We start from the raw sequence: 20,959 nt of genomic DNA, 5'->3' as shown, positions 1-20,959 counted from the left end.
AGCTATCCCTGAGATCCAACCACTCAACCCGAGAGTTCTCATGTTCAGATCCATTGCCTTGACCACCGTGTTTTCCTGCCTTGTGGCGGTACAGGTCGCGGCCGAGGAAGACCCGGTTGTGGTCGAGCTGTTCACGTCTCAGGGGTGTTCATCCTGCCCGCCGGCGGATCGGATCATGCATGATTTGGCCAAGCGCGACGACGTCATAGGGCTCGCTTTGCATGTCGACTACTGGGACTATATCGGGTGGAAGGACGAATATGCGAACCCCGATCATACGCTTCGGCAGCGGGCTTATGCCCGCGAGGGGGGGCGTTCCATGATCTATACCCCGCAGATGGTGATCAACGGGCAGCACGACATCGTCGGGGCGCAATCCCGTGAACTTGATCGATTGATCGAAGCGCATCTGAAAGCAGCGCCCGAAGCGCTTGTGACGTCCGTGCGCTCAGCCGATGAAGTGACAGTGGATGTGACGCCCGTCGAGTTGCCGAAAGGCGATACCTATGACGTGCATGTGGTTCAGTATTCTCCCATGCGTCACGCTTCGATCCGTCGTGGAGAGCTGGCCGGGCACGAGCTGGACTATGCCAATGTCGTTGAGGCCTGGCAGATTGCGGGGCAATGGGATGGAACTGCACCGCAATCATTCACGGTTCAGCTTGGTTTGGACCTGCCGGCAGTCGTTCTGGTTCAAAGGGCCGGGGAAGGGCCGATTGTTGCCGCCACCCGGGTCAAGTGATCAGGGCATTTCTTCCGGTTTGATGCCCAACCCGTTCCAGTGTTTCCAGCGACGGTGAATCCAGAACCATTGCCCCATATGCTGCCGCACCATCTTTTCCAGATCGTCATTGGTGAACTGGGTCATGGTTTTTGGGTCCGTGTGCGGAACCGGTTCGTGCAGAACGATCTCAAAATCGATACCGTTGGGCTGACGCACCGCGTAACACGGAATCAGCTCGGCATTGTATTTGATGGCCAACTCGGCGTTCAGAACGGATGTCACGGCGGGTTTACCGAAGAACATCAATTCTTCACCGCCCATTGCGTGAAGATCGGAAACGATGGCAATGATCCCGCCCTTTTTCAACGAGCGTACCATCTCGACCATACCGCGCCGCCCCTGTTCGAACATCGGGGCGCCTGTCTTGTAGAAGGATTCGACATAAGCGTCGTTGAAATACGGGTTGGCCATCCGCCGATACAGGCAGCCGATGGGCTGACCGCTGTATGTCTGCAAGGCGATGCGCGCTGCCAGGTAGTGACCGAAATGCGCCGTAATCATCATGACCGGACGCCCATCGGCAACAGCCGCGTCAAATGCAGCGATACCTGGCCCAGAAATCTTGGCCTTGCTCTGTCGTTCGATAAAGTCTTCCGGTGAAAAATGCTCCATGATCGCACGACCGGCATTGTCCGGCACATCGCGGCAGATCTGCCTGACTTCGGCTTCAGGCAAGTCCGGGCAAGTAAGCTTCAGATTCCGACGAACACGTTTGCGAAACCCGACAACAGGTGCCAGAAACCGCACGATGGCCCCCATCGTTGCAATACGCCGCTCATAGGGAAGCATGCGCATAACGCGGATGACCCCCTGCAGAAACAGGTTGGCGACATAGTATTTCCCAAGCTCAAACCGGCTGAGCTCCGACTTTTCAACGGGCATGGAGGTGTCTCACCGCGTGTTGCGAATTGCTGAGAAAGACATACAGCCCGATGCCTGCAAGCTCAAGCGCCCAGACGGGCGGAAAACCTGAACCCGCAGCAGGTGGCCGGATCGCGCAATACTCGTGGGTTCGCGGGGTCAGGCTGCATCTTCCTCGTCATCGCTTTCGATCAGAACAATGGAACCGGCATCGACCAGAACGCGAATGGCGGCCACGACCTGTGTCATGGCATCTTCGGCTTCCGATTGTTTGACGCGCCCACGTTCGGCCATTTCCTCGCGCAGATTATCGGCCATGCGGGACGAAATGTTTGACAGAATGAATTCAACGGAGGCCTTGTCATCATTTGCGGCGGCACCTGCCAATGCGGTGACAAGAACCGGCTGTTCCACTTCACGCAGGATGGCGGGAACATCGCGGGCCGCGATACGGCTTGGGATATGGGCAAAAGTGAAGATCGATTGGCGTACCAGATCCGCAAATTCGGCGTCGTCTTCGTCCAATGCGTTCAACAAGTCGTCGCGTGTTGCGGCCGCCGACTGGTTCAGGATCGCGCCCACGCGTGCGTCGGGACCATTGTCGAAAGCCTGAGCAGGCCGCTGATCCAGTTGCGCGGCCAGCGACCAGCCAATACGTTCGACCGCTTCGGGGGTGACATTTGTTGTTTTCGAGATGGCATAGGTAATGCGCCGCGCAACCGGGCCCGGCATATGGGCCAGCATCTGCGCCGCCTGTGCGGTATCCATCTTTGAAAGCATGACGGCCGCCACCTCGGTGCTTTCCGACTGGGCCATTTTGGCAAGATCCTCAACGGATACGTCACGCAGGCGTTGCCAAGGATCGCCGATCTGGCGCACCCCGGCAAGCTTGCGCAGGCGCGCGGCCGTCGATGGTGCGATCTTTCCGTTCACCGCATCCAATGCACCTGCAAGCCCATGTGGAAAAGCCAGCCCGACATTGTCCAGAGCGTCGCTGAATTCCCGGGCCACTGCGCCCAGGGTTACACGATCCACAAGGCCCATTTGCCCAAGTTGATGGGTCAATGTCTCTTGCAGGTCGTCAGGCAATTCCTCAAGTGGAATATCGGCGCCCTCGTTCAACAGAAGGCGCACGACAACGGCCGCTTTTTGACTACCGGTCAATGTGCGCGGAACGACTTGCGGCGCGTGTTCATCCCCCGCGGCAAGTGGGGCAGACCCCCCATTTGCCATTTGTATCAAAGCGTTTGTGTCCTGCATCTGCCCGTAATGCCAAATTTTCCGAACCACGGGCAGATTAGCGGGAGTTGGGTTAAATAACCCTGAACCTCAGTAGCTGTAGGTCAACCCTGTCCGGATGGCCTCGCGCAGAGACGTCTCGGCCCAGGTCCCTTCGCCGCCGCGGGCCTTGATCTCGCGCCATTGCTCGATTGCCAGATCGGTTTTGCCTTCGGTTACAAAGCCTTGCGCCATGTAGCTGCGCGCCAGAAGATTGTCGGGATTGGAATTGATGGCATTCTGGTAAAAGACGTTCGCCAGCTCCAGCTCGCCCATCTTGCGGTAGGTAAAGCCCCAATAGGTCAGCACACGGTCGTCGTCCTGATCCATGATCCGCAGGATATCCTGCGCGTGCCCGTATTGCCCGTCATAGGCCAGTTCGCGGACGGCGTCGTAAAGCTGATCTTCCGACAGGTTGGTTTTGTTGGGTTTGACGCACCGGCCTCTGGCTTCGTCATAGACCCGACCGAACAAACATTTCTTGGTCGTATTCGTCGGTTTCGGCGGGCTGCTGCTGTCGCCGCCTGCGGCGTGGACCACCGGGGCAAAGGCGAAGGCCTGCAAAGCGAGGGCTGAAGCTAACAAAAGGCGCATATTCTTACTCCGTTCTCGGGGCTGCTCACAAAATCATAGTGCGATCTACAAAAAAGCTAACAGTGGAACGGTTGCTTTTATTCACAAGTCGGACAGAAATTCGTCAGCTGTTGACCGATTTCGCGCAGCTTTGCGTTTCAGTGTCCCAGGTTGTGCCGGGTGCGCAGGATTGCGTCTGTTTGGAATGCCCGCTGCATGCAAGGCCGGAAGATGCCACGCAAACAAGTGCAAGCGAGCAAAGAACGGTACGGATCATGGTGCCTCTCCCCAAAAAAACATCCACAGAATAACCGATTTCGGGCAGTCTGGCAAAAAACAAGGCCCGGCCTGTGAAATGCAGACCGGGCCGTGGGAAGGCGGCGTCGAGACCTACGTTATTCGCCGAATACCCGGGCGAAGATCGTATCAATGTGTTTGGTGTGATAGCCGAGGTCGAATTTCTCTTCGATTTCTTCGGGGCTGAGCGCGGCAGTTACATCGGCGTCCGCCAGCAGTTCCTGTTTGAAATCGGTGCGGTGTTCCCAAACCTTCAGCGCGTTGCGCTGGACCATGGCATAGGCGTCCTCACGGCTGACCCCTGCCTGGGTCAGAGCCAGCAAAACACGCTGGCTCATGACAAGACCGGGGAATTTGTTCATGTTTTCCAGCATGTTTTCGGGGAAGATCAGCATCTTGTCGATCACACCGGTCAGACGGGCCAGCGCAAAATCCAGTGTAATCGTGGCATCCGGACCGATCATGCGCTCGACCGAGGAATGCGAGATGTCGCGTTCATGCCAGAGCGCGACATTCTCCATTGCCGGGATCACTGCCGCGCGTACCATGCGGGCCAGCCCGGTCAGGTTCTCGGTCAGTACCGGGTTTTTCTTGTGTGGCATGGCGGACGAGCCTTTCTGGCCCATCGAGAAGAATTCTGCGCCCTCCAAAACCTCGGTCCGCTGCATGTGGCGGATTTCGATGGCGATGTTTTCGATGCTGCTGGCGATGACGCCAAGCGTCGCAAAGAAGGCCGCATGGCGATCACGCGGGATCACTTGGGTGCTGATCGGTTCGGGCACAAGGCCCAGTTTGTCACAAACATGTTCCTCGACGGCGGGATCGATATTGGCAAATGTTCCGACGGCGCCGCTGATGGCCCCAGTTGCGATTTCCGCACGGGCGTCGCGCATACGGGACAGGTTGCGGTCCATCTCGGCATAGAACCGGGCAAAGGTCAGGCCCATTGTCGTGGGCTCTGCGTGGATACCGTGGCTGCGGCCGATGCGAACCGTGTCCTTGTGTTCAAACGCACGGCGCTTGAGCGCTGCCAAAAGCCCTTCGAGATCGGCGATCAGAAGGTCCGCTGCACGCGTCAGCTGGACGTTGAAGCAGGTGTCCAACACGTCCGAACTGGTCATGCCCTGGTGCACGAACCGGGCCTCTTCACTGCCGACATGTTCGGCGAGATGGGTCAGAAAGGCGATGACGTCATGCTTGGTGACGGCTTCGATCTCGTCGATGCGGGCGACGTCGAATTCCACGTCCTTGGCTTTCCAGACGGCTTCTGCATTCTCGCGCGGGATCACGCCCAGATCGGCCATGGCATCGCAGGCATGCGCCTCGATTTCGAACCAGATGCGAAACTTGGTTTCGGGCGACCAGATGGCAACCATGTCAGGACGGGAATAACGGGGAATCATTGGCGGCAGCACCTTTATGTGATTGGGATGAGGCGTTGGCGCGGGGTTTAGCCGCCTGTGCGCAAGGGAACAAGATGTGAGAGCAGGTATGAGACGGTTTGCCCTGATTTTCGCCCTTTGGCCGGGTGTTTTGACGGCCGGAGACTTCCAGAAACTGCCCGGAGAGGAAATCCTGTCAGCCTTGGCGGGCAAGAAGCTGGAATACGGCTCGGGTGTTTGGCAGGTTTTCGAAGCCAGCATGACCACGCAGTATTTTTCGGGCGGGCCCAGTGTCGGGCGCTGGGCGGTGAGAGGGGATCAATACTGCTCGATATGGCCACCTTCCGATTTGTGGGCCTGCTATGACGTCTGGCAAAACGGGGACGCGATCCGTTTCGTTGATGATGCGGGCGGCCAGACCGTCGGGGTCTATGCGAAATAGAACTCATGTATTTGTCTGAAAAACTGGGGCGTGATGCTTGCAAGAGTCTGGCGACATGTGAGGGGAAGGGAAATACCTGAACGCGGTTTTCCTGGGTCTTTGCAACGCAGTGCTGGACAAGTCGCGCTTTCAGCGGTCAAGCTGAGGGCGAAGAAATCATCAGGTTATTGAGATATGCGTTTATTATCATCTCCAATTCTTGCCGCTTGCGCCGCTGTCTGGCTGGGTGGGGCAGGATCAGCACTGGCCGACACTCCGGTGACATATACCGAGGATGGTCGCGCTCTGTTTAGATTCGACGTGCCCGATTTCTGGGTGCTGCGCACTGGCGGCCCGCGTGAGATCGAAGACACCGGGTTGGATGATCCGCGTGCGGTGGCTCGGGTCATGGGGCTGCGCCCCGTAACGGACGACAACGTCTGGATGGGGTTTGTTTCACCTTCAGGGGTTGCAACCATTCAGGATGGGGTCCGCTACTTGCAGGACATCGACAAGTTTCTGGTCAAAGACCCGACCCTTACCAGCACCAGCGACACCCGCATCGGCGGGTTGCCCGCCCGTGTCTTTCGGGGGACGGGGCGCCGCGATGGCAAGGGGGTGAACTTCACGGCCACTGTCATTGATTTGCCGCGCAACCGTGTCGCCATAGCTGTTGCCATCCTGCGGGACGGGGCAGACCCGGATTTCGCCGAAGATTTGAACGCCGTTTTCGCGTCGTTCCGGTCGCTTCTGTGAGGGGGGCAAGATGCGCATTGGACTGATCAAACGGATTTCCCTCGCATTGGGGCTGGGGGCCGCGACTTTGACGTTGTCGGCCTGTGACGGCGTAACGGTCGGCGTCGGATACGGGTATGACCCGTTCTATGACTCGATGCTGTGGAACGATTACTATCGCGATGTCGATGTGAATGTTGATATCGACCGCCCGGACCGCCCAAATCGACCTGATCGGCCCGTGCGTCCCGAGCGTCCGAATCCACCGGTTGCCAAACCGCCTGCACGGCCGCGACCCCCGGTGGCCCGGCCACCTGCCGCGCGGCCACCGATCCATCGCCCGGCACCTCGCCGCAGATAATCAAAAGGCCGCCTGTCCGGCGGCCTTTTCTCAGGTAAGAAGTTCGGTCGTGATATGCGCCGAGCCTTCAAGTGTCCGGTGAACCGGGCATTTGTCTGCGATTTCCAGCAGGCGCTGTTTTTGTTCCTGATCAAGCGGGCCGCTCAGGCGGATTTTGCGGCGGAACTGATCCACTTTGCCCTCATTTGCCAAACCGGCATCCTGAGCATGAACTTTGTCATGGCAGACATCGACGCTGACACTGGTCAGCGGCCATTTTTTGCGGCGCGCATACATCCTTATCGTCATGGACGTGCAGGCGCCGAGGCCGGATGAGACAAAGCCATAAGGCGACATGCCCTTATCCGTGCCGCCATAAGAGGCAGGCTCATCTGCAACCGCATGATGGTGCGGGCCGGCCTGAATATCCTGCATGAAGCCATTCGGATCCGCCTCTGTCACGCGAACGACACCTTCCGGCGCACCCGGGGGTGGCGCGGGGGGGCAAAGTTTCAGGTAGCGCGAGACCCAAGCCGAGATGACATCCGCGGCATATTCAGCATCAGAGGCCCGTGTGATCAGGTGATCGGCATCGTCGAGGGTGACGAAGCTTTTTGGGTGCTTTGCAGCCAGAAAGATGGTGCTTGCGTTGTCGATACTGACCGTTTCGTCCCGAGGAGCGTGCAGGATCAGCAAAGCGGCCTTGAGATCAGCGATCGAGGCAGACAGGGCCGATCCCGCAATGTCATCCACGAACGCTTTGCCAATTCGAAACGGGCGCCCGCCCAAGGTGACCTCGGCGCTGCCCTCCTGTTCGATCTGGGGCAGGGCATCCTCGAAATGATGGGACACGTGGCCGGGATCCGCCGGTGCGCCCAAGGTGACCACGGCCTTGACCGTCGGAATTCCGGCACGCGCCCGCAAAACCGCCGCACCGCCAAGCGAGTGACCGATCAGAAGGGCAGGGGCCATGTTTCGTCCGGCCAGATATTGCGCGGCCGAGATCAGGTCCTCGACATTCGACGTGAAAGTCGTGTTGGCGAATTCTCCTTCGGAATGACCCAGGCCGGTAAAGTCGAACCGAAGCACTGCAATTCCCATGGCCGCCAGGCGGGCCGAAATGCGCCGGGCCGCAGGTATGTCCTTGGAACAGGTGAAGCAATGGGCAAACAGGGCCGTCGCAAGGACCGGACCATCCGGCAAATCCAGCCGCGCGGCCAATTGGCTGCCGTCATGTCCGGCAAAAGTGATGCGTTCCGTGGGCATGTCGGCTCCTTGAACGGTTCGGGGAAACATCCCCAATACTGTGGTCAAGCCCGCCGGGTCACAACCCTTATGTCAAACGCGTCACGGGAAGGTGAGAACCAAGCGAGCGTCTTGCAATCCGAAAGATGCCACGGGCGGTGACAGGCGTGGCCGCTAATTGGGGGTGTTTGGCGCTCCATCAATGTGTGTGATGCAAAACCGAACAAACATTCGTTTCACTTATGTCGCAATCAGGCCCATCTACGGCCTACAGCAATTGATAAAGGAGACGCAGATGGCACATGCAGACGCTGCCGCACACCTTCCAAAGATACTTCCCGGTACAGTCATGGCGATTGTTCTGGCTGGCCTCGTGGGTTTTGCCGTCGGGCAATCCCGGCCCGCAGTTTTCAGCGGGCCGCAGGCTCAGGTAAGTCCAACTGTCGAAGACTGGCACGGCAACGTGCGCCGGTCTCATTGGTCAGAATGAGGCGCCGGCCTCACTCGAGCCCCATCAACCGGGCATCGAAGGGGTATTTCGTCAGGTTTTCATATCCGTCTTCGGTTATGAGAACCTGATCCTCCAGCTTGATGCTGAAATCGCCACCCACTTCGCCCACGCAGGCTTCGACACACAAGACCATTCCGGGTTCCAGCGGATAATCGTAGGCCCCTTCAACCGCCTTGTCCGGATAAGCAACCAGCGGCCATTCATCGCAAAGCCCGACGCCGTGCATCAGACAGCCATATTTCTGCGCCTGGAACTTCTCGTCCAGCCTGTGGGAATTTGCGGTCAGTTCGGGGATCATCACGCCGGGCTTGAGCATCTCCATATTGGTCAAAATGTGTTCATGGGCGTGCTGCATGGCATAGATCATGTCCTCGCGCGGCTTCTGATCGCCAATCCACCAACTGCGAGAAATATCGATGCAAATCCCGTAAGAACCAATCAGGTCGGTGTCGAACGAGATGATTTCGTTCTGCTGGGTAATCCGCGGGCCACATTCCTGAAACCATGGGTTGGTCCGCTGACCCGAAGCCAGCAGGCGGGTTTCGATCCACTCACCGCCACGCCTGATGTTTTCGGCGTGAAGGACAGCCCAGATATCATCTTCCGAGGTCTTGCCGTCGCCGACATTGGCACGGGCAAACCGTTCCATTTCGGCAACCGCAGTTTCGCAGGCATGGCTGGCGCAGCGCATGGCCAGGATTTCGTCGGGCCCTTTGACGGCGCGGGTCTTCTCGGTCAGCTCTTCGCCTTCCATGATGTCGAACCCCTGCGCCTCGAGCGCGCGCAATCCGTGCAGCATGATCTTGTCGACGGCCAGGCGCATGTTGCCGCCGCCGTGTTCTTCGATCAGTACGCGTACTTCGTTCGAGAACACATCTGCGGCCACGTCAACCTTGTCGCCCCGGTCGAAGTAAAACAGGTCAGCGCCCGAGCGCTGCTCGCGCACAAGTGGGTTGAAGGTGCTGAGGAAGGGGGAGTTCTTGTAATCCCAGATCACCATATAGCCATCCGCGCACAGCAAAACCGCCCGAAACGGATTGTGGGTGTTCCACAGCTGCATATTCGTGCTGTCGGTGGCATAGCGGATATTCAGCGGGTCAAAAATCAGCAAACCGCCATAGCCGCGATCCACGACGGCCTGTGTCAGCCGCTTCCAGCGGTGTTCCCGCATCCGTGCCAGATTGGGAAGTTCCAGCCCCGCGGCGGCCCACTCGTCAAACGCAAGCTGCGTCGGACCAATCTCGATCCGGTCATTTTCGTTTGGCGTACCATCGCCCAATGTCGTGCCACGGCTGGGGTCAATCTTGCGCGCGTCTCGGTAGTGCTGGTTCATGGCTGGCCTCGTTGCTTGTTCCAATTACAATTCATCCGCCACGACCAATCGTCTGAGAAAAATGCGACGGCGAGGTTGTCGTTTTCGACCGACAAGAAATGCTGCGCATGCTAAGCCCCCGGCATGACTCGTATTCTGCAAAACAAGATCCCGTATGATGTCGAAAACCCACGCGCTTTGCCGGGTATTCAACCGGCAACCATGGAAAACTGGCTGCATCAGGATGAGGCTTTTGCCGACCAGATGCGGCGCCGCGAAGAAATTCTGTCTGAGCGGCGCGACGATGTTCTTGCGCTTGATCCTGGGGCCAAACCTGCCGCGGTGGAGTTGCTGGATCTGGTGCTGATGCAGACATATCCCACGGCCGTGGCAGAGGCCGCAAGGCCGGATGGCGTATCCGTCGCGATCGACCGCGACCGTCCGCTTGATACGCTGTGCAGGCTGGTGCAGGAGGACTTCTGCATTCTTCAGAAACGGGGAAATGAGCATGTTCTGACGGGTGCCATTCTGTGTTTTCCTGCCAGTTGGCGCTTGTCCGAGAAATTCATGCGGCCGCTGATTGATATCCACGTGCCCGTGGAAAGCTATGACGCCAATGTCGCGAAACGGGTACAGAGGCTGTTTGACGGTATTCAACCCGGTCGCCCGCTGTGGCGCTTCAACGCCCTGTGGTACGAAGACTCGGAGTTGTTCCAACCTCGAAGTGCCAGTGAGCCGCGCGAAATACGGGACCGGCGTCAGGCGTCTTATCTGCGAAGCGAGCGGCAGACGTTGTTGCGTTTGCCGAAAACCAACGCGGTCGTGTTTTCCATCCACACATACGTTCTGGCCGCAAACGCGATCCCAAAAACGGAAAACCCCGCCTGATGGCGGGGCCTCCTAGGAGGGTCTTCGATAATTCTTTTACATGCCCAAGGCACCCGCTACATCAGCCAACGCGTTGCTGGCGTTCAGCGCGACAATGGCGAATGTGAGCACGAGCACCTGTGTGTTCAGGCGGAAATCCTCGCCCCGGATCAGGTTGACTGCGGCCATCGATACGGCAATTGGCGCTGAAATGCTGGCCAAAACTCCGGTCATGCACCAACTACTAAGGCGCAGGATGTCGCTTGGCTTGTCATCATCATCCGCGATGGCCCCGCGTGCGTCCATCTGGGCGGGCAGGTCTGCCTCGTCGCTTCGGAACGCGATGCTGAGCAATTGTTCGTCGGTCAGTTGAATTGGACGCGCGGCAGGAGAGTGTAGGGCAGTGATCGTGTCATCCTGTCCAGACTGCTGCATCCCGGCGAACTGTCCGGTCAGTGATTGAAAGATCTGCTTTCGATCCCGCGTTGTTCGGCTTGGTGTCAGGGTGTCAAAGGCGCTCATGAAGTGCTCGACTGTAAGAACCGTGTGCGGCGACAACCATTCAACCCGTCGGGTCGAACAGATATCGACCATGCGATACAGAGTGACCACCAGCATCAGTTCCGAAATCTCGGCGTCGTCCAAAAGTGGCGAGACTGGCGTAATTGTCAGCACCAACCTGTTTTGGGGATGCGACACGCGGGGCTTTGTTATGGTTTTCAACCCTGCGGCGCGATCCATGCGCTCGTAGCGGTCCTGCTGCCCGGAGGCGCCTGTATCCAGAGTCATCCGCACAAGATACTGGCTCGAGACGATGCTGGCCTCGGTCGCGCTGAGCAGGGCCTTGCGCTCGACCAGATGACCGTAGTCTTCCAGCGTCGTGGCAACGATGGATCCAAAGCGCTCTATTGCGCCGGTTGCGTCGCCATCAAATTGCAGGCCGCCATGGTAGCTGTGCTTCCGAGCCACTGCCCCGTCCTTTTCTGCGTTCTGTTATTCAAAGACTAGCACCCCATCTTGGAGAGAATTTGGCGAAAAATGCAAAAAAGTGAAATTTCCCAGCGATTGGTTACGCTTTGGAAACCAAGCAACTAAAGGCTTTTGTTTGTCACTGTGGCGGAAATGTGGCGAAATCAGGTGCGGCGCGTGTTGACGGTGCGGCGGGGCTAATTGTCGATTCGGGCAGCCATTATTGCGATGGATTGCTGATAGACCGAGGCAGCATTCCACTGCTGCAAGACGCGAAAATTTGGTTCTCCGGGTTGATAGCCGCGTCCCGGTTTCCACCCTTTCTGGCGAAGGAAATTGGCGGTTGAGGCCAATGCATCCGTCATGTTGTAGAAGTCCACGCGCCGGTCGCCCGTAGCATCGACACCATAGGTCAGGGCGTTGCCGGGCAGGAATTGCGTGTGGCCCAGTTCGCCATGTTTTGCCCCTTTTGTCGCCATCGTGATACTGCCCATGTCGACCAGTTTCAGTGCCCCAATTGCGTGGGGAATAAAGAACTCTGACCGGCGACAATCATAGGCCAGTGTTGTGATTGCGGAAACAACCTGACTGTCGCCCATGAAATTGCCAAAGCCGGTTTCCATGCCGTGAATGGCGATCAGAACACCCGCAGGAACACCATATTGCCGCTCAAGCGCGGCATAATAGTTCGGGTTGGCGGCTTTGCGTTTGCGCCCCTGTGCGACGATTGTATCGGCCCCTCGAACACGCATGAATTTGTCCAGCGAGTATTTGAAGCTTTTTTGATTGCGGTCCGCGGCGATGGTGCGCGTGGCATATTGGGTCTGAGACAGCGCTTGCAGACCTTTCTTTTTCACTCCCGCCTTGCGTGCCTGTTTGGCAAAATCGGCCTTCCACGCCTCAAATCCAGCGCTGGTGTTGCCACAGGGTGCGGCCAGAACCGGGGACGTCAGGGAAAGGGCAAGAATGGTGGCAAGGCGAAACATGGGCGTAATCCGATGGAATTGAAATCTGCGGTTAGCCTAGCGTGGGCTGCGTCTTGGGCAAAGCGGTTAATAAAGGTCCAGCTCGCCCTTTTTCCTGAGCGTTTCGAACCATTCCTCAGGCGTGGCATTGATGCGGGCGTGTTTCACCATCATCGCATTCATATTTGGCAGATGGGTCGAATCCGGCCAGTCTTCGGGTTGCCACAGATGTGCGCGGATTACACATTTGGGACAGTGTGCAAATGCTGTCTCGACATGGATGAGCAGCGCCAGTTTGGGTGGGTGCCCGTCAATGGCCATGGTTTCAAGCAAACGGGGGTCAGCACAGATGCGGGCGGTGCCGCGAATGCGGAGCGTTTCCATCTTGCCCGGAACAAAGAACAGGACGCTGACGCGCGGATCCTTGAGAACATTGTGAAACGTATCCACGCGTTTGTTTCCCGGCCGATCCGGGATCGCGATCAGGGTATCGGACAGCACCTGAACAAAGCCGGGCGGGTCACCACGGGGTGAAACATCAAGATGCCCATCCGTGTTGGCCGAAGCGATAAGGCAAAAGGGCGAGGTCGCTATGAAATCGCGACACATCTGATCGAGGGAGGACACCTCCTTGGCAGTGATCTGTGGCAGCGGATGGCCAGAGATCCTCCTCAGCTCCTGTTCGGATGTCACAAGGTTTGTGAATTTCGAGAAAGGTGAGGTATCGCAAGGCATGCTGTCATCTCCGGCCGGGCGTGTTTTCACCAGTCTGTTGGATCAACGGCGGCGCGTCAAACCGTGTGGGCAGACATGACAAGGGCGCCCGAAGGGGCGCCCTGGCAATTCGTTTCCGTACTCAGCTTAGCAGCTGTAGTACATGCCGTACTCCACCGGGTGCGGAGTGTGCTCGTAGGTTTCCACCTCTTCCATCTTAAGTGCGATGTAACCGTCGATCTGGTCTTTGGTGAACACATCGCCCTGAAGCAGGAAGTCGTGATCGGATGCCAGAGCTTCCAGAGCCTCACGCAGGCTGCCGCAGACGGTCGGGATGTCGGCCAGTTCCTCGGCGGGCAAGTCGTACAGGTTCTTGTCCATCGCCTCGCCGGGGTTGATCTTGTTCTTGATACCGTCCAGGCCAGCCATAAGCAGGGCGGCAAACGCCAGATAGGGGTTGGATGACGGATCGGGGAACCGCGCCTCGACACGTTTGGCTTTGGGGCTTTCAGTCCATGGGATACGCACACAACCCGAACGGTTACGTGCCGAATAGGCCCGCAGAACGGGGGCTTCAAACCCGGGGATCAAGCGCTTGTAGCTGTTGGTCGACGGGTTGGTGAAAGCGTTCAGGGTCTTGGCGTGTTTCAGGATGCCGCCGATGAAGTACAGCGCCTCGTCCGACAGGTCGGCATATTTGTCGCCAGCGAACAGCGGCTTGCCATCTTTCCAGATCGACATGTTCACGTGCATGCCGGTGCCGTTGTCACCTGCGACAGGCTTGGGCATGAAAGTGGCCGATTTGCCGTAGGCGTGTGCCACGTTGTGGATGACGTACTTGTACTTTTGCAGCTCATCGGCCTGCTTGGTCAGGCTGTCAAAGACAAGACCCAGCTCGTGCTGGCACGAGGCCACTTCGTGGTGGTGCTTGTCGACCTTCATGCCCAGACGTTTCATGGTCGACAGCATTTCCGAACGCAGGTCCTGCGCTTCGTCGATGGGGTTGACCGGGAAGTAGCCGCCCTTGACGCCCGGACGGTGGCCCATGTTGCCCATCTCGTATTCGGTGTCGGTGTTCCACGACGCATCCGTTGCATCAACTTCGAAAGATACTTTATTGATGCTGTTGGAAAAACGAACGTCATCGAACAGGAAGAATTCAGCTTCGGGACCCATATAGGCAACGTCACCGATACCGCTGGACTTCAGGTAGGCTTCGGCTTTCTGCGCGGTTCCGCGCGGGTCGCGACCATAGGCTTCACCGGTGTCGGGCTCAACGATCGAGCAGTGCAGACACAGTGTCTTCTCCGCATAGAACGGGTCGATGTAAGCCGAAGTCGTGTCGGCGATCAGTTTCATGTCCGAGTTTTCGATCGATTTCCAGCCTGCAATGGACGAGCCGTCAAACATGAAGCCTTCTTCCAGGAAGTCTTCGTCGACCAGATCGACGTCCACCGTGACGTGCTGTAGTTTGCCGCGCACGTCGGTGAAGCGGATGTCGACATATGCGACGTCTTCTTCGCGGATTGTATTGAGAACTGCGTCTGCGCTCATTCCCTTGGTCCTTCTGATAGATGTGTCAGTAATGTTGTGAGTTAGAGTGCTTCCGAGCCGGTCTCGCCGGTCCGGATGCGAATGGCTTGGTCGACGGGCGAGACGAAAATCTTGCCGTCTCCGATCTTGTCGGTTTTGGCGGCCGATACGATGGCTTCGATCGCGGCGTCGACCTGGTCGTCGTCCAATACGACCTCGACCTTTACCTTGGGCAGAAAATCGACGACATATTCCGCGCCGCGATACAATTCGGTATGGCCTTTCTGGCGACCGAAACCCTTGACCTCGATGACGCTGAGGCCCTGGACGCCCACATCCTGCAATGCCTCTTTCACTTCGTCCAGTTTGAACGGCTTGATGATCGCTTCGATCTTTTTCATCCCGGCTCACCTTGAATGGTTGTCTCAGGGGCAGTGATCACGTCTAAGATCGGGCGGCAATGTGATTGCGATATCGTGCGGGTCGGGGTGCTTTGAAAAACGGCTGTATGCTATTTTTTGAGCGACTTGCATAAAAAGTAATCAAAATTGAATCGAGCAAGGGGTGAAAGGATGGAATTGCTGACAGCGGCACAGATGCGGGCCATTGAGCAGGCCGCCATCAAGTCTGGTGACGTGACCGGTCTGGAGCTGATGGAGCGGGCCGGGCGGGGTGTTGTTGACGCGATTTTCGAAGAATGGCCCGTGTTGGACAGGCGAGGGGCCAGCCCCTCGCGCTCCCCGGGATATTTAGGGCCAGATGAAGAGGGCCCGCTGCGCGCAGTGGTGCTGTGCGGACCGGGCAACAATGGGGGTGACGGGTTTGTCGTGGCGCGGCTTTTGCAGAAGCAGGGGTGGGCGGTTGAGGTGTTCCTTTATGGAGACCCGGAAAAGCTGCCTCCGGATGCGCGGGTGAATTATGAGAAATGGGGGGCAAAGAACGAGGTTCGCGTCTTCGCTTTCGACTCCGCCCCGTTGGCGGATGATGTTCTTGGGTTTCCAAAGAGCATTGATCTGGTTGTCGACGGGGTTTTTGGCACGGGTCTCACCCGGCCATTTGCAGGGGCGTTCTCCATGCTGGCCAATGCGCCGGTCAGAGACCTGCTGCGAGAGCGAGGCGTAAAGGTCGTTTCAATTGACGCGCCAAGCGGCTTGTGCGCCGACAGTGGTCGCATTCTTGGTCAGGCGATTGTTGCGGACATGACGGTGACGTTTCACAGCAAAAAGCTTGGGCATGTACTGGGTGATGGTCCGGTGACCTGCGGGACGGTACGAACCAAATCGATCGGGCTTGAAACACTGGAAGACGGTCAGATCGTTCACACGACCGAGGCTGACGGGGTGAAGCTTTCGAAAGTTTCGGTTGGCCACAAATACTCACATGGTCATGCTTTGATCCTGTCTGGGGGGGCGGGCAAAACAGGGGCCGCGCGTTTGGCGGCGCGGGGGGCTTTGCGGGTTGGAGCGGGGCTGGTGACGCTGGGCGTGCCGCCGTCTGCGCAGATGGAGGTGGCCAGCCAGATCACGGCTCTCATGTTGCAGCGGGTTGATGGGGCTAATGGATTGCCTGAAATTCTTGAGGATACGCGCCTGAATGCACTCTGCCTTGGGCCTGCGCTGGAATTCGAGCGGGCGCGGGCGCTGGTGCCGATTGTCCTAGCTGCACGGCGGGCGACCGTGTTGGATGCGGATGCTTTGTCAGCTTTTGCCGAGGATCCCGGCGCCCTGATCGCGCGATTGCACGACAAATGCGTACTGACACCGCATGGCGGGGAATTTGCAAGGTTGTTCCCTGACATTGCCGCGCAAATGAACGTGCAACCGGCCAACGGCCCGGCGTTTTCCAAGGTGGATGCGACGCGTACTGCCGCAAAGCGGGCTGGGTGCGTGGTTCTGTTCAAGGGCCCGGACACGGTGATCGCTGCGCCGAATGGACGGTGCGTGGTCAACTTGGCCGTATACGAAAGAGCGGCCCCTTGGTTGGCGACGGCCGGGTCTGGCGATGTGCTGACAGGGTTCATCGCAGGTTTGTTGGCGCGAGGTTTGGCACCGATGCAAGCGGCGGAAACTGCGGCGTGGCTGCATGTGGAGTGTGCGCGCCAGTTCGGGCCGGGTTTGATCGCGGAAGATTTGCCGGAACAGGTGCCGGCAGTTTTCAGAAAGTTGAATATTTGAGTTTGTTGGGCGTGGAACGGCTCAATTCACGGCGAGTCGGCGGAAATCCGCCGTCAAGGTTCACATCAGTGCAGACCGAATGTTTGCCAGATGCATGGCTGGACGTCACAATTTATTTGCACACTGTGCTTTGGATCTTCGAATGGATTCGTAACTGTATGAAATAAAATAAAAAATAACCAATTTTTCGATATGCCATGTTGCGAATTTGCAATTCTTGCGAGGGAGTGAATGCGGGCCACTGGAACGCTCGCAGTTCGTAAACAAATGGACAGTACCTGAACCCCGAACCTTTCATGGTGAGTGAAATGACCCTTAACATCAAACCGATATCAGTAGCCGCTGTTCTGACTGCGACGACCGCCATCCCGGCTGTGGCGGAAATGAAATACGAAAACAATAGTGGCGGATATGTGCTGCTGTATGGACAACTGCACCCCGCCTTGATCTCGGTGGATGACGGACAGGATACCGAGACCCGTGTTCTCGACAACGATCTGTCGAACAGCCGTGTTGGCCTGCGTCTTGTGCAGCCATATGGAAGCAACGAATTCCAATTTTGGTTTGAATCAGGCCTTGGCCTGCCGGGTTCGGCGTCTGCCGATCAATTCGGAACCAACGCAGATGGTTGGAATCGCGAAGACATTCGCCATGTGGATTTTTCGCTGAAAGGTGGCTACGGCAAGTTTTCGGCAGGTCAGGGCAGCATGGTCGCTGATGGCGCCGCAGAAGTTGATCTGTCATATGTCGGAACCGCGCTGTATTCGTTTACCAACGATGAAAATGCAGGGTTCTTCTATCGGGACACGACCGGTATGCTGAGCGGTATTACGGTTGGTGACAGTTCCAGCAACTTTGACGGCGCGCGGCGTGGTCGTGTGCGGTATGATACGCCGTCGTTCAACGGGTTTTCCGCCGGTTTCGCTTATGGTCAGAACATTTTGTCCAGCAGCGACGATGACGATTACTACGATGTCGGTCTGTTTTATGAAAACACCTTTGCCGGTGGTGTGGAATTCGCAGCAGCCGTGGCCTATTCGGTAAGAGACCGGGATGACAATTCGGGGGATCGCAAAGATACGATCGGTTCCGCTTCCGTCCTGCTTCCCAGCGGGTTGGGCTTTACGATTGCGGGCGGTACGCGCGACGATGATCAGGCCGGTGCCACGGATCCGAACTATTGGTACGGTAAGATCTCGTACGAAGGCAACTGGGTGTCCTGGGGCAAGACCGGCGTCGGTATCGACTATTATGATGGCTCGGATTTCCAGAGCAACGGTTCTGACACCAAAGCCTGGGGTATCGCGGTCGTGCAGAAAGTCGAGCCGATCAACACGGATGTTTATCTGAAATACCGCAACCACGATTTCGATGACGGCTCTTCATTCGACAACAACGAAGCATGGGTTCTGGGCGCACGCTGGAAGTTCTGATTGTCTGGCTGGAACAAGCGCGAACGCCCCGGTTTCCGGGGCGTTCTTTTTTGCGGTTTTGGCGATCAAATACCACTGGATTCAGCCTTTGCCCCTTGCACGCGGGCGGCAGGGCAAATAGAAGGCTTCAAATTTGCCCGGCGCGCCCTTTTTGCGCGCCCCGAATCCTATGGGGACTACCATAATGCAGGTTACCGAGACGCTGAACGAAGGTCTGAAACGTGGCTACAACATCGTTGTGTCAGCAGCCGAGCTGGACGAGAAGGTCAATGAAAAGCTGACCGAAGCGCAGCCGGAAATCGAAATGAAAGGTTTCCGCAAAGGCAAGGTGCCGATGGCGCTGCTGAAAAAGCAGTTCGGCCAGCGCCTGTTGGGCGAGGCGATGCAGGAAACCATCGACGGCGCCATGAACAAGCATTTCGAAGACAGTGGTGATCGCCCCGCGCTTCAGCCCGAGGTCAAGATGACCAATGAGGACTGGAAAGAAGGCGATGACGTAGAAGTCGCCATGTCTTACGAGGCGCTGCCAGCGATCCCGGAAGTTGATCTGAAATCGGTCGAGTTGGAAAAGCTGATCGTCAAGGCTGATGAAGCAGCCGTCGAGGAAGCGCTGAACAATCTGGCGGAAACCGCTCAGGATTTCAAAGCGCGCCGCAAGGGGTCAAAAGCCAAGGACGGCGACCAGATCGTGTTCGATTTCGTCGGTAAGGTTGACGGCGAGGAATTCGAAGGTGGTTCGGCAGAGGATTACCCGCTGGTTCTGGGCTCGAACAGCTTCATCCCCGGCTTTGAAGAGCAGCTGGTTGGCGTGAAAGCCGCAGAAGTAAAAGACGTCAACGTCACGTTCCCTGAAGAGTACGGCGCCGAGCATCTGGCGGGCAAAGACGCTATTTTCACCTGCACCATCAAGGAAGTCAAAGAACCGGTTGCTGCGGAAGTGAACGACGAACTGGCTAAAAAATTCGGTGCCGAAGATCTTGAAGCCCTGAAAAGCCAGATCGCAGAGCGCCTGGAAGCTGAATATGCAGGTGCATCGCGCGCCGTGATCAAGCGCGCTTTGCTGGATGCGCTGGACGAGAAGGTGTCGTTCGATCTGCCGTCGTCGCTGGTTGAAGCCGAAGCCAAGCAGATTGCGCATCAACTGTGGCACGAAGAAAACCCAGAAGTCGAAGGCCACGACCATGACCCGATCGAGCCCACGGACGAGCACACCAAGCTGGCCGAGCGTCGCGTGCGTCTGGGCCTGTTGCTGGCTGAACTGGGCCAGAAGGCCGAAGTTGAAGTTACCGACGCTGAGATGACACAGGCGATCATGAACCAGGCACGTCAGTACCCGGGTCAGGAACGTCAATTCTTCGAGTTCGTTCAACAGAACGCACAGATGCAACAGCAGCTGCGTGCCCCGATCTTTGAAGACAAGGTTGTGGACTACGTGTTGGAGCTGGCTCAGGTCACTGACAAGGAAGTCAGCAAAGATGACCTTAAGAAAGCCGTTGACGCATTGGAAGAGGAGTAATCCTCTTCCTTCCCTTCGTCAAAAGAAGGGACAAAAAACGGAGCCGCCTGCAATCAGACGGCTCCGCATGGGTGGCTTTTGTATCTATGAGGTGAGGGGGTCAGGCCTCATGAGCAAAAGCACGGGGGGTTTCCAAAAGAGCGGTTCTTTGCTCTGGCGTGAACGTATCCGTGAGCGCTTCGATCAGCTTGAGGACATCCTGCCGTTCAGCTTCTGTTTTTGCGGCGCTCATCTGTTCCACAAAATATTTCTCGAGATCGGTGAGTGGTTTGTGATCCTGGTTCGCGGGGTTCTGTGCTGCGGCTTTCTTCGCGGCAAACAGAGCTAACGCTTCTTCTTCGTCCATAAAGACGTCGTTGTGAATGCCCGCAAATTCACGCAGGCCGGCGATGCGTTCTTCGGTGCAGTCCAGCAGAGCGGCCAATGCGTGAACCTTACCCATTGGAACTGTCTTACCGACATAGTCGTAAGGCGCGCAATTCGAACGCTTCAACACCCTATCCATAACCGGATCAATCACGGTGATGATGTCCTGAATACCTGCATTCTTCGCATATTCCAAAGATCCGATCATCAACTCGCAAGTCGCGTAGGAGACCGAGTTCTTTTCTTTGCCACGCGTGAGCCGTTGCGTGTCGACGCAGAACCGGGTCGATTCCCACATGGTCGCACTGCGAAGTGGTGCTTCGCCGCAAAGGATCGCCGAAAAGACATCCGACAACATGTGTGGTCCGGTGGTCTGGAGGGCACGCACGGCTGCGACGACATTCCCCTCATCGTCGAGTCCGATCACATATGCCGGGTCCAGGTGATCGAACTCGTCGATCTCTTTGCCATCTTCAATGTTGACGTCCCATCCCAGGCGTTCGCCAAAAACTCTTGCTCTCAACTCGAACATTTCATCAAGAACTTCGCTGAACATATGTCTGTTCAGGCCATCTACCACGATGATCATTTCTTCCCCCTTCGAGTGGTTGTTCGGTAACTTAGACGTTACCGGACACAGGGGATTTTTCTATTGGGGGTTTCCCGTATTTTGGCGAAATTTT

At 57.2% G+C, this 20,959-nt stretch carries 21 protein-coding genes; 9 read left to right on the top strand and 12 right to left on the bottom strand.

All coding sequences use genetic code 11. The features are described 5' to 3' along the window. Nucleotides 1–40: 40 nt before the first annotated feature. Entirely contained in the window at nt 41–742 is a 702-nt protein-coding gene (locus tag FIU92_RS09615) for a thioredoxin family protein (RefSeq protein ID WP_172978480.1), read from the top strand. On the opposite strand, the gene FIU92_RS09610 is transcribed toward FIU92_RS09615, so the two are convergent. The 4 genes from FIU92_RS09610 to purB all read right to left on the bottom strand — a co-directional run bounded on the left by FIU92_RS09610 (nt 743) and on the right by purB (nt 5,196). Then, the gene (locus FIU92_RS09610; RefSeq protein WP_152458356.1) at nt 743–1,666 is read right to left on the bottom strand and encodes a lysophospholipid acyltransferase family protein; all 924 of its coding nucleotides are present in this window, start codon (nt 1,664–1,666) and stop codon (nt 743–745) included. It lies immediately after the preceding gene. A 138-nt stretch (nt 1,667–1,804) separates the two neighbouring features. Further along, the gene (locus tag FIU92_RS09605) at nt 1,805–2,878 is read right to left on the bottom strand and encodes a flagellar motor switch protein FliG (RefSeq protein WP_371419748.1); all 1,074 of its coding nucleotides are present in this window, start codon (nt 2,876–2,878) and stop codon (nt 1,805–1,807) included. A 96-nt stretch (nt 2,879–2,974) separates the two neighbouring features. Continuing rightward, nucleotides 2,975–3,517: a tetratricopeptide repeat protein gene (locus FIU92_RS09600; protein ID WP_152458355.1), complete on the bottom strand. Its 543-nt coding sequence runs from the start codon at nt 3,515–3,517 to the stop codon at nt 2,975–2,977. A gap of 374 nt (nt 3,518–3,891) precedes the next feature. Further along, nucleotides 3,892–5,196 carry an adenylosuccinate lyase gene (gene purB / locus FIU92_RS09595; RefSeq protein WP_152458354.1) on the bottom strand — a complete coding sequence of 435 codons (1,305 nt, stop codon included), beginning with the start codon at nt 5,194–5,196 and terminating at the stop codon, nt 3,892–3,894. 88 nt (nt 5,197–5,284) lie between these two features. On the opposite strand from purB, the gene FIU92_RS09590 reads away from it, so the two are divergent. From FIU92_RS09590 to FIU92_RS09580, 3 genes are all read left to right on the top strand, one after another. Further along, nucleotides 5,285–5,617, top strand: a complete 333-nt coding sequence (locus FIU92_RS09590; protein WP_152458353.1) for a hypothetical protein — start codon at nt 5,285–5,287, stop codon at nt 5,615–5,617. 174 nt (nt 5,618–5,791) lie between these two features. Continuing rightward, the gene (locus FIU92_RS09585) at nt 5,792–6,352 is read left to right on the top strand and encodes a hypothetical protein (protein ID WP_152458352.1); all 561 of its coding nucleotides are present in this window, start codon (nt 5,792–5,794) and stop codon (nt 6,350–6,352) included. Nucleotides 6,353–6,362: 10 nt separating this feature from the next. Continuing rightward, complete coding sequence (locus FIU92_RS09580; RefSeq protein WP_152458351.1) at nt 6,363–6,692, top strand: hypothetical protein; 330 nt, start codon at nt 6,363–6,365, stop codon at nt 6,690–6,692. 30 nt (nt 6,693–6,722) lie between these two features. Here the strand turns inward: FIU92_RS09580 and FIU92_RS09575 are convergent, their stop codons facing one another. Continuing rightward, nucleotides 6,723–7,937 carry a bifunctional alpha/beta hydrolase/OsmC family protein gene (locus tag FIU92_RS09575; protein WP_152458350.1) on the bottom strand — a complete coding sequence of 405 codons (1,215 nt, stop codon included), beginning with the start codon at nt 7,935–7,937 and terminating at the stop codon, nt 6,723–6,725. 274 nt (nt 7,938–8,211) lie between these two features. Between FIU92_RS09575 and FIU92_RS09570 the strand changes: the two genes are divergently transcribed. Further along, nucleotides 8,212–8,406 carry a hypothetical protein gene (locus FIU92_RS09570; RefSeq protein ID WP_152458349.1) on the top strand — a complete coding sequence of 65 codons (195 nt, stop codon included), beginning with the start codon at nt 8,212–8,214 and terminating at the stop codon, nt 8,404–8,406. A gap of 10 nt (nt 8,407–8,416) precedes the next feature. On the opposite strand, the gene dddP is transcribed toward FIU92_RS09570, so the two are convergent. After that, the gene (dddP, locus tag FIU92_RS09565; RefSeq protein WP_152458348.1) at nt 8,417–9,760 is read right to left on the bottom strand and encodes a dimethylsulfonioproprionate lyase DddP; all 1,344 of its coding nucleotides are present in this window, start codon (nt 9,758–9,760) and stop codon (nt 8,417–8,419) included. A 123-nt stretch (nt 9,761–9,883) separates the two neighbouring features. Here dddP and FIU92_RS09560 point away from each other — a divergent pair, with 123 nt between their 5' ends. Further along, on the top strand, nt 9,884–10,627 hold the full coding sequence (locus FIU92_RS09560) for a DUF3445 domain-containing protein (RefSeq protein WP_152458347.1): 744 nt from the start codon (nt 9,884–9,886) through the stop codon (nt 10,625–10,627). A 36-nt stretch (nt 10,628–10,663) separates the two neighbouring features. On the opposite strand, the gene FIU92_RS09555 is transcribed toward FIU92_RS09560, so the two are convergent. The 5 genes from FIU92_RS09555 to FIU92_RS09535 form a co-directional block, all read right to left on the bottom strand. Next, complete coding sequence (locus FIU92_RS09555) at nt 10,664–11,575, bottom strand: hypothetical protein (protein ID WP_152458346.1); 912 nt, start codon at nt 11,573–11,575, stop codon at nt 10,664–10,666. Between the two features lie 197 nt (nt 11,576–11,772). Beyond that, nucleotides 11,773–12,561 (bottom strand): lytic transglycosylase domain-containing protein, encoded by a 789-nt coding sequence (locus FIU92_RS09550; protein ID WP_152458345.1) that lies wholly within the window; start codon nt 12,559–12,561, stop codon nt 11,773–11,775. A gap of 66 nt (nt 12,562–12,627) precedes the next feature. Further along, the gene (locus FIU92_RS09545) at nt 12,628–13,275 is read right to left on the bottom strand and encodes an MSMEG_1061 family FMN-dependent PPOX-type flavoprotein (protein ID WP_152458344.1); all 648 of its coding nucleotides are present in this window, start codon (nt 13,273–13,275) and stop codon (nt 12,628–12,630) included. Nucleotides 13,276–13,401: 126 nt separating this feature from the next. Next, entirely contained in the window at nt 13,402–14,808 is a 1,407-nt protein-coding gene (gene glnA / locus FIU92_RS09540; RefSeq protein WP_152458343.1) for a type I glutamate--ammonia ligase, read from the bottom strand. 41 nt (nt 14,809–14,849) lie between these two features. After that, complete coding sequence (locus tag FIU92_RS09535) at nt 14,850–15,188, bottom strand: P-II family nitrogen regulator (protein WP_152458342.1); 339 nt, start codon at nt 15,186–15,188, stop codon at nt 14,850–14,852. 171 nt (nt 15,189–15,359) lie between these two features. Between FIU92_RS09535 and FIU92_RS09530 the strand changes: the two genes are divergently transcribed. The 3 genes from FIU92_RS09530 (at nt 15,360) to tig (ending at nt 19,910) form a co-directional block, all read left to right on the top strand. After that, nucleotides 15,360–16,961: an NAD(P)H-hydrate dehydratase gene (locus tag FIU92_RS09530; RefSeq protein WP_152458341.1), complete on the top strand. Its 1,602-nt coding sequence runs from the start codon at nt 15,360–15,362 to the stop codon at nt 16,959–16,961. A gap of 308 nt (nt 16,962–17,269) precedes the next feature. Then, a complete protein-coding gene (locus tag FIU92_RS09525; RefSeq protein WP_152458340.1) occupies nt 17,270–18,394 on the top strand; it encodes a porin in 1,125 nt (374 codons plus the stop codon). A 184-nt stretch (nt 18,395–18,578) separates the two neighbouring features. Then, on the top strand, nt 18,579–19,910 hold the full coding sequence (gene tig / locus FIU92_RS09520) for a trigger factor (protein WP_152458339.1): 1,332 nt from the start codon (nt 18,579–18,581) through the stop codon (nt 19,908–19,910). A 100-nt stretch (nt 19,911–20,010) separates the two neighbouring features. Here the strand turns inward: tig and FIU92_RS09515 are convergent, their stop codons facing one another. Next, complete coding sequence (locus tag FIU92_RS09515) at nt 20,011–20,865, bottom strand: acyl-homoserine-lactone synthase (RefSeq protein WP_152458338.1); 855 nt, start codon at nt 20,863–20,865, stop codon at nt 20,011–20,013. Nucleotides 20,866–20,959 lie beyond the last annotated feature (94 nt).

Origin of the sequence: Ruegeria sp. THAF33 (assembly GCF_009363615.1) — a bacterium.
In the GTDB taxonomy this organism is placed as follows: domain Bacteria; phylum Pseudomonadota; class Alphaproteobacteria; order Rhodobacterales; family Rhodobacteraceae; genus Ruegeria.
The sequence above is the reverse complement of the archived record's forward strand: the minus strand, read 5'-3'. Positions and strand labels throughout refer to the sequence as shown.

Bases quoted from the DNA above. Each gene is read 5' to 3' on its own strand.
- FIU92_RS09515 (WP_152458338.1), bottom strand. From the start codon at position 20,865: ATGATCATCGTGGTAGATGGCCTGAACAGACATATGTTCAGCGAAGTT.
- FIU92_RS09545 (WP_152458344.1), bottom strand. From the start codon at position 13,275: ATGCCTTGCGATACCTCACCTTTCTCGAAATTCACAAACCTTGTGACA.
- dddP (WP_152458348.1), bottom strand. From the start codon at position 9,760: ATGAACCAGCACTACCGAGACGCGCGCAAGATTGACCCCAGCCGTGGC.
- FIU92_RS09570 (WP_152458349.1), top strand. From the start codon at position 8,212: ATGGCACATGCAGACGCTGCCGCACACCTTCCAAAGATACTTCCCGGT.
- FIU92_RS09530 (WP_152458341.1), top strand. From the start codon at position 15,360: ATGGAATTGCTGACAGCGGCACAGATGCGGGCCATTGAGCAGGCCGCC.
- FIU92_RS09600 (WP_152458355.1), bottom strand. From the start codon at position 3,517: ATGCGCCTTTTGTTAGCTTCAGCCCTCGCTTTGCAGGCCTTCGCCTTT.
- tig (WP_152458339.1), top strand. From the start codon at position 18,579: ATGCAGGTTACCGAGACGCTGAACGAAGGTCTGAAACGTGGCTACAAC.
- FIU92_RS09560 (WP_152458347.1), top strand. From the start codon at position 9,884: ATGACTCGTATTCTGCAAAACAAGATCCCGTATGATGTCGAAAACCCA.
- FIU92_RS09525 (WP_152458340.1), top strand. From the start codon at position 17,270: ATGACCCTTAACATCAAACCGATATCAGTAGCCGCTGTTCTGACTGCG.
- FIU92_RS09550 (WP_152458345.1), bottom strand. From the start codon at position 12,561: ATGTTTCGCCTTGCCACCATTCTTGCCCTTTCCCTGACGTCCCCGGTT.
- FIU92_RS09585 (WP_152458352.1), top strand. From the start codon at position 5,792: ATGCGTTTATTATCATCTCCAATTCTTGCCGCTTGCGCCGCTGTCTGG.
- purB (WP_152458354.1), bottom strand. From the start codon at position 5,196: ATGATTCCCCGTTATTCCCGTCCTGACATGGTTGCCATCTGGTCGCCC.
- FIU92_RS09590 (WP_152458353.1), top strand. From the start codon at position 5,285: ATGAGACGGTTTGCCCTGATTTTCGCCCTTTGGCCGGGTGTTTTGACG.
- glnA (WP_152458343.1), bottom strand. From the start codon at position 14,808: ATGAGCGCAGACGCAGTTCTCAATACAATCCGCGAAGAAGACGTCGCA.
- FIU92_RS09535 (WP_152458342.1), bottom strand. From the start codon at position 15,188: ATGAAAAAGATCGAAGCGATCATCAAGCCGTTCAAACTGGACGAAGTG.
- FIU92_RS09580 (WP_152458351.1), top strand. From the start codon at position 6,363: ATGCGCATTGGACTGATCAAACGGATTTCCCTCGCATTGGGGCTGGGG.
- FIU92_RS09615 (WP_172978480.1), top strand. From the start codon at position 41: ATGTTCAGATCCATTGCCTTGACCACCGTGTTTTCCTGCCTTGTGGCG.
- FIU92_RS09575 (WP_152458350.1), bottom strand. From the start codon at position 7,937: ATGCCCACGGAACGCATCACTTTTGCCGGACATGACGGCAGCCAATTG.
- FIU92_RS09605 (WP_371419748.1), bottom strand. From the start codon at position 2,878: ATGGCAAATGGGGGGTCTGCCCCACTTGCCGCGGGGGATGAACACGCG.
- FIU92_RS09610 (WP_152458356.1), bottom strand. From the start codon at position 1,666: ATGCCCGTTGAAAAGTCGGAGCTCAGCCGGTTTGAGCTTGGGAAATAC.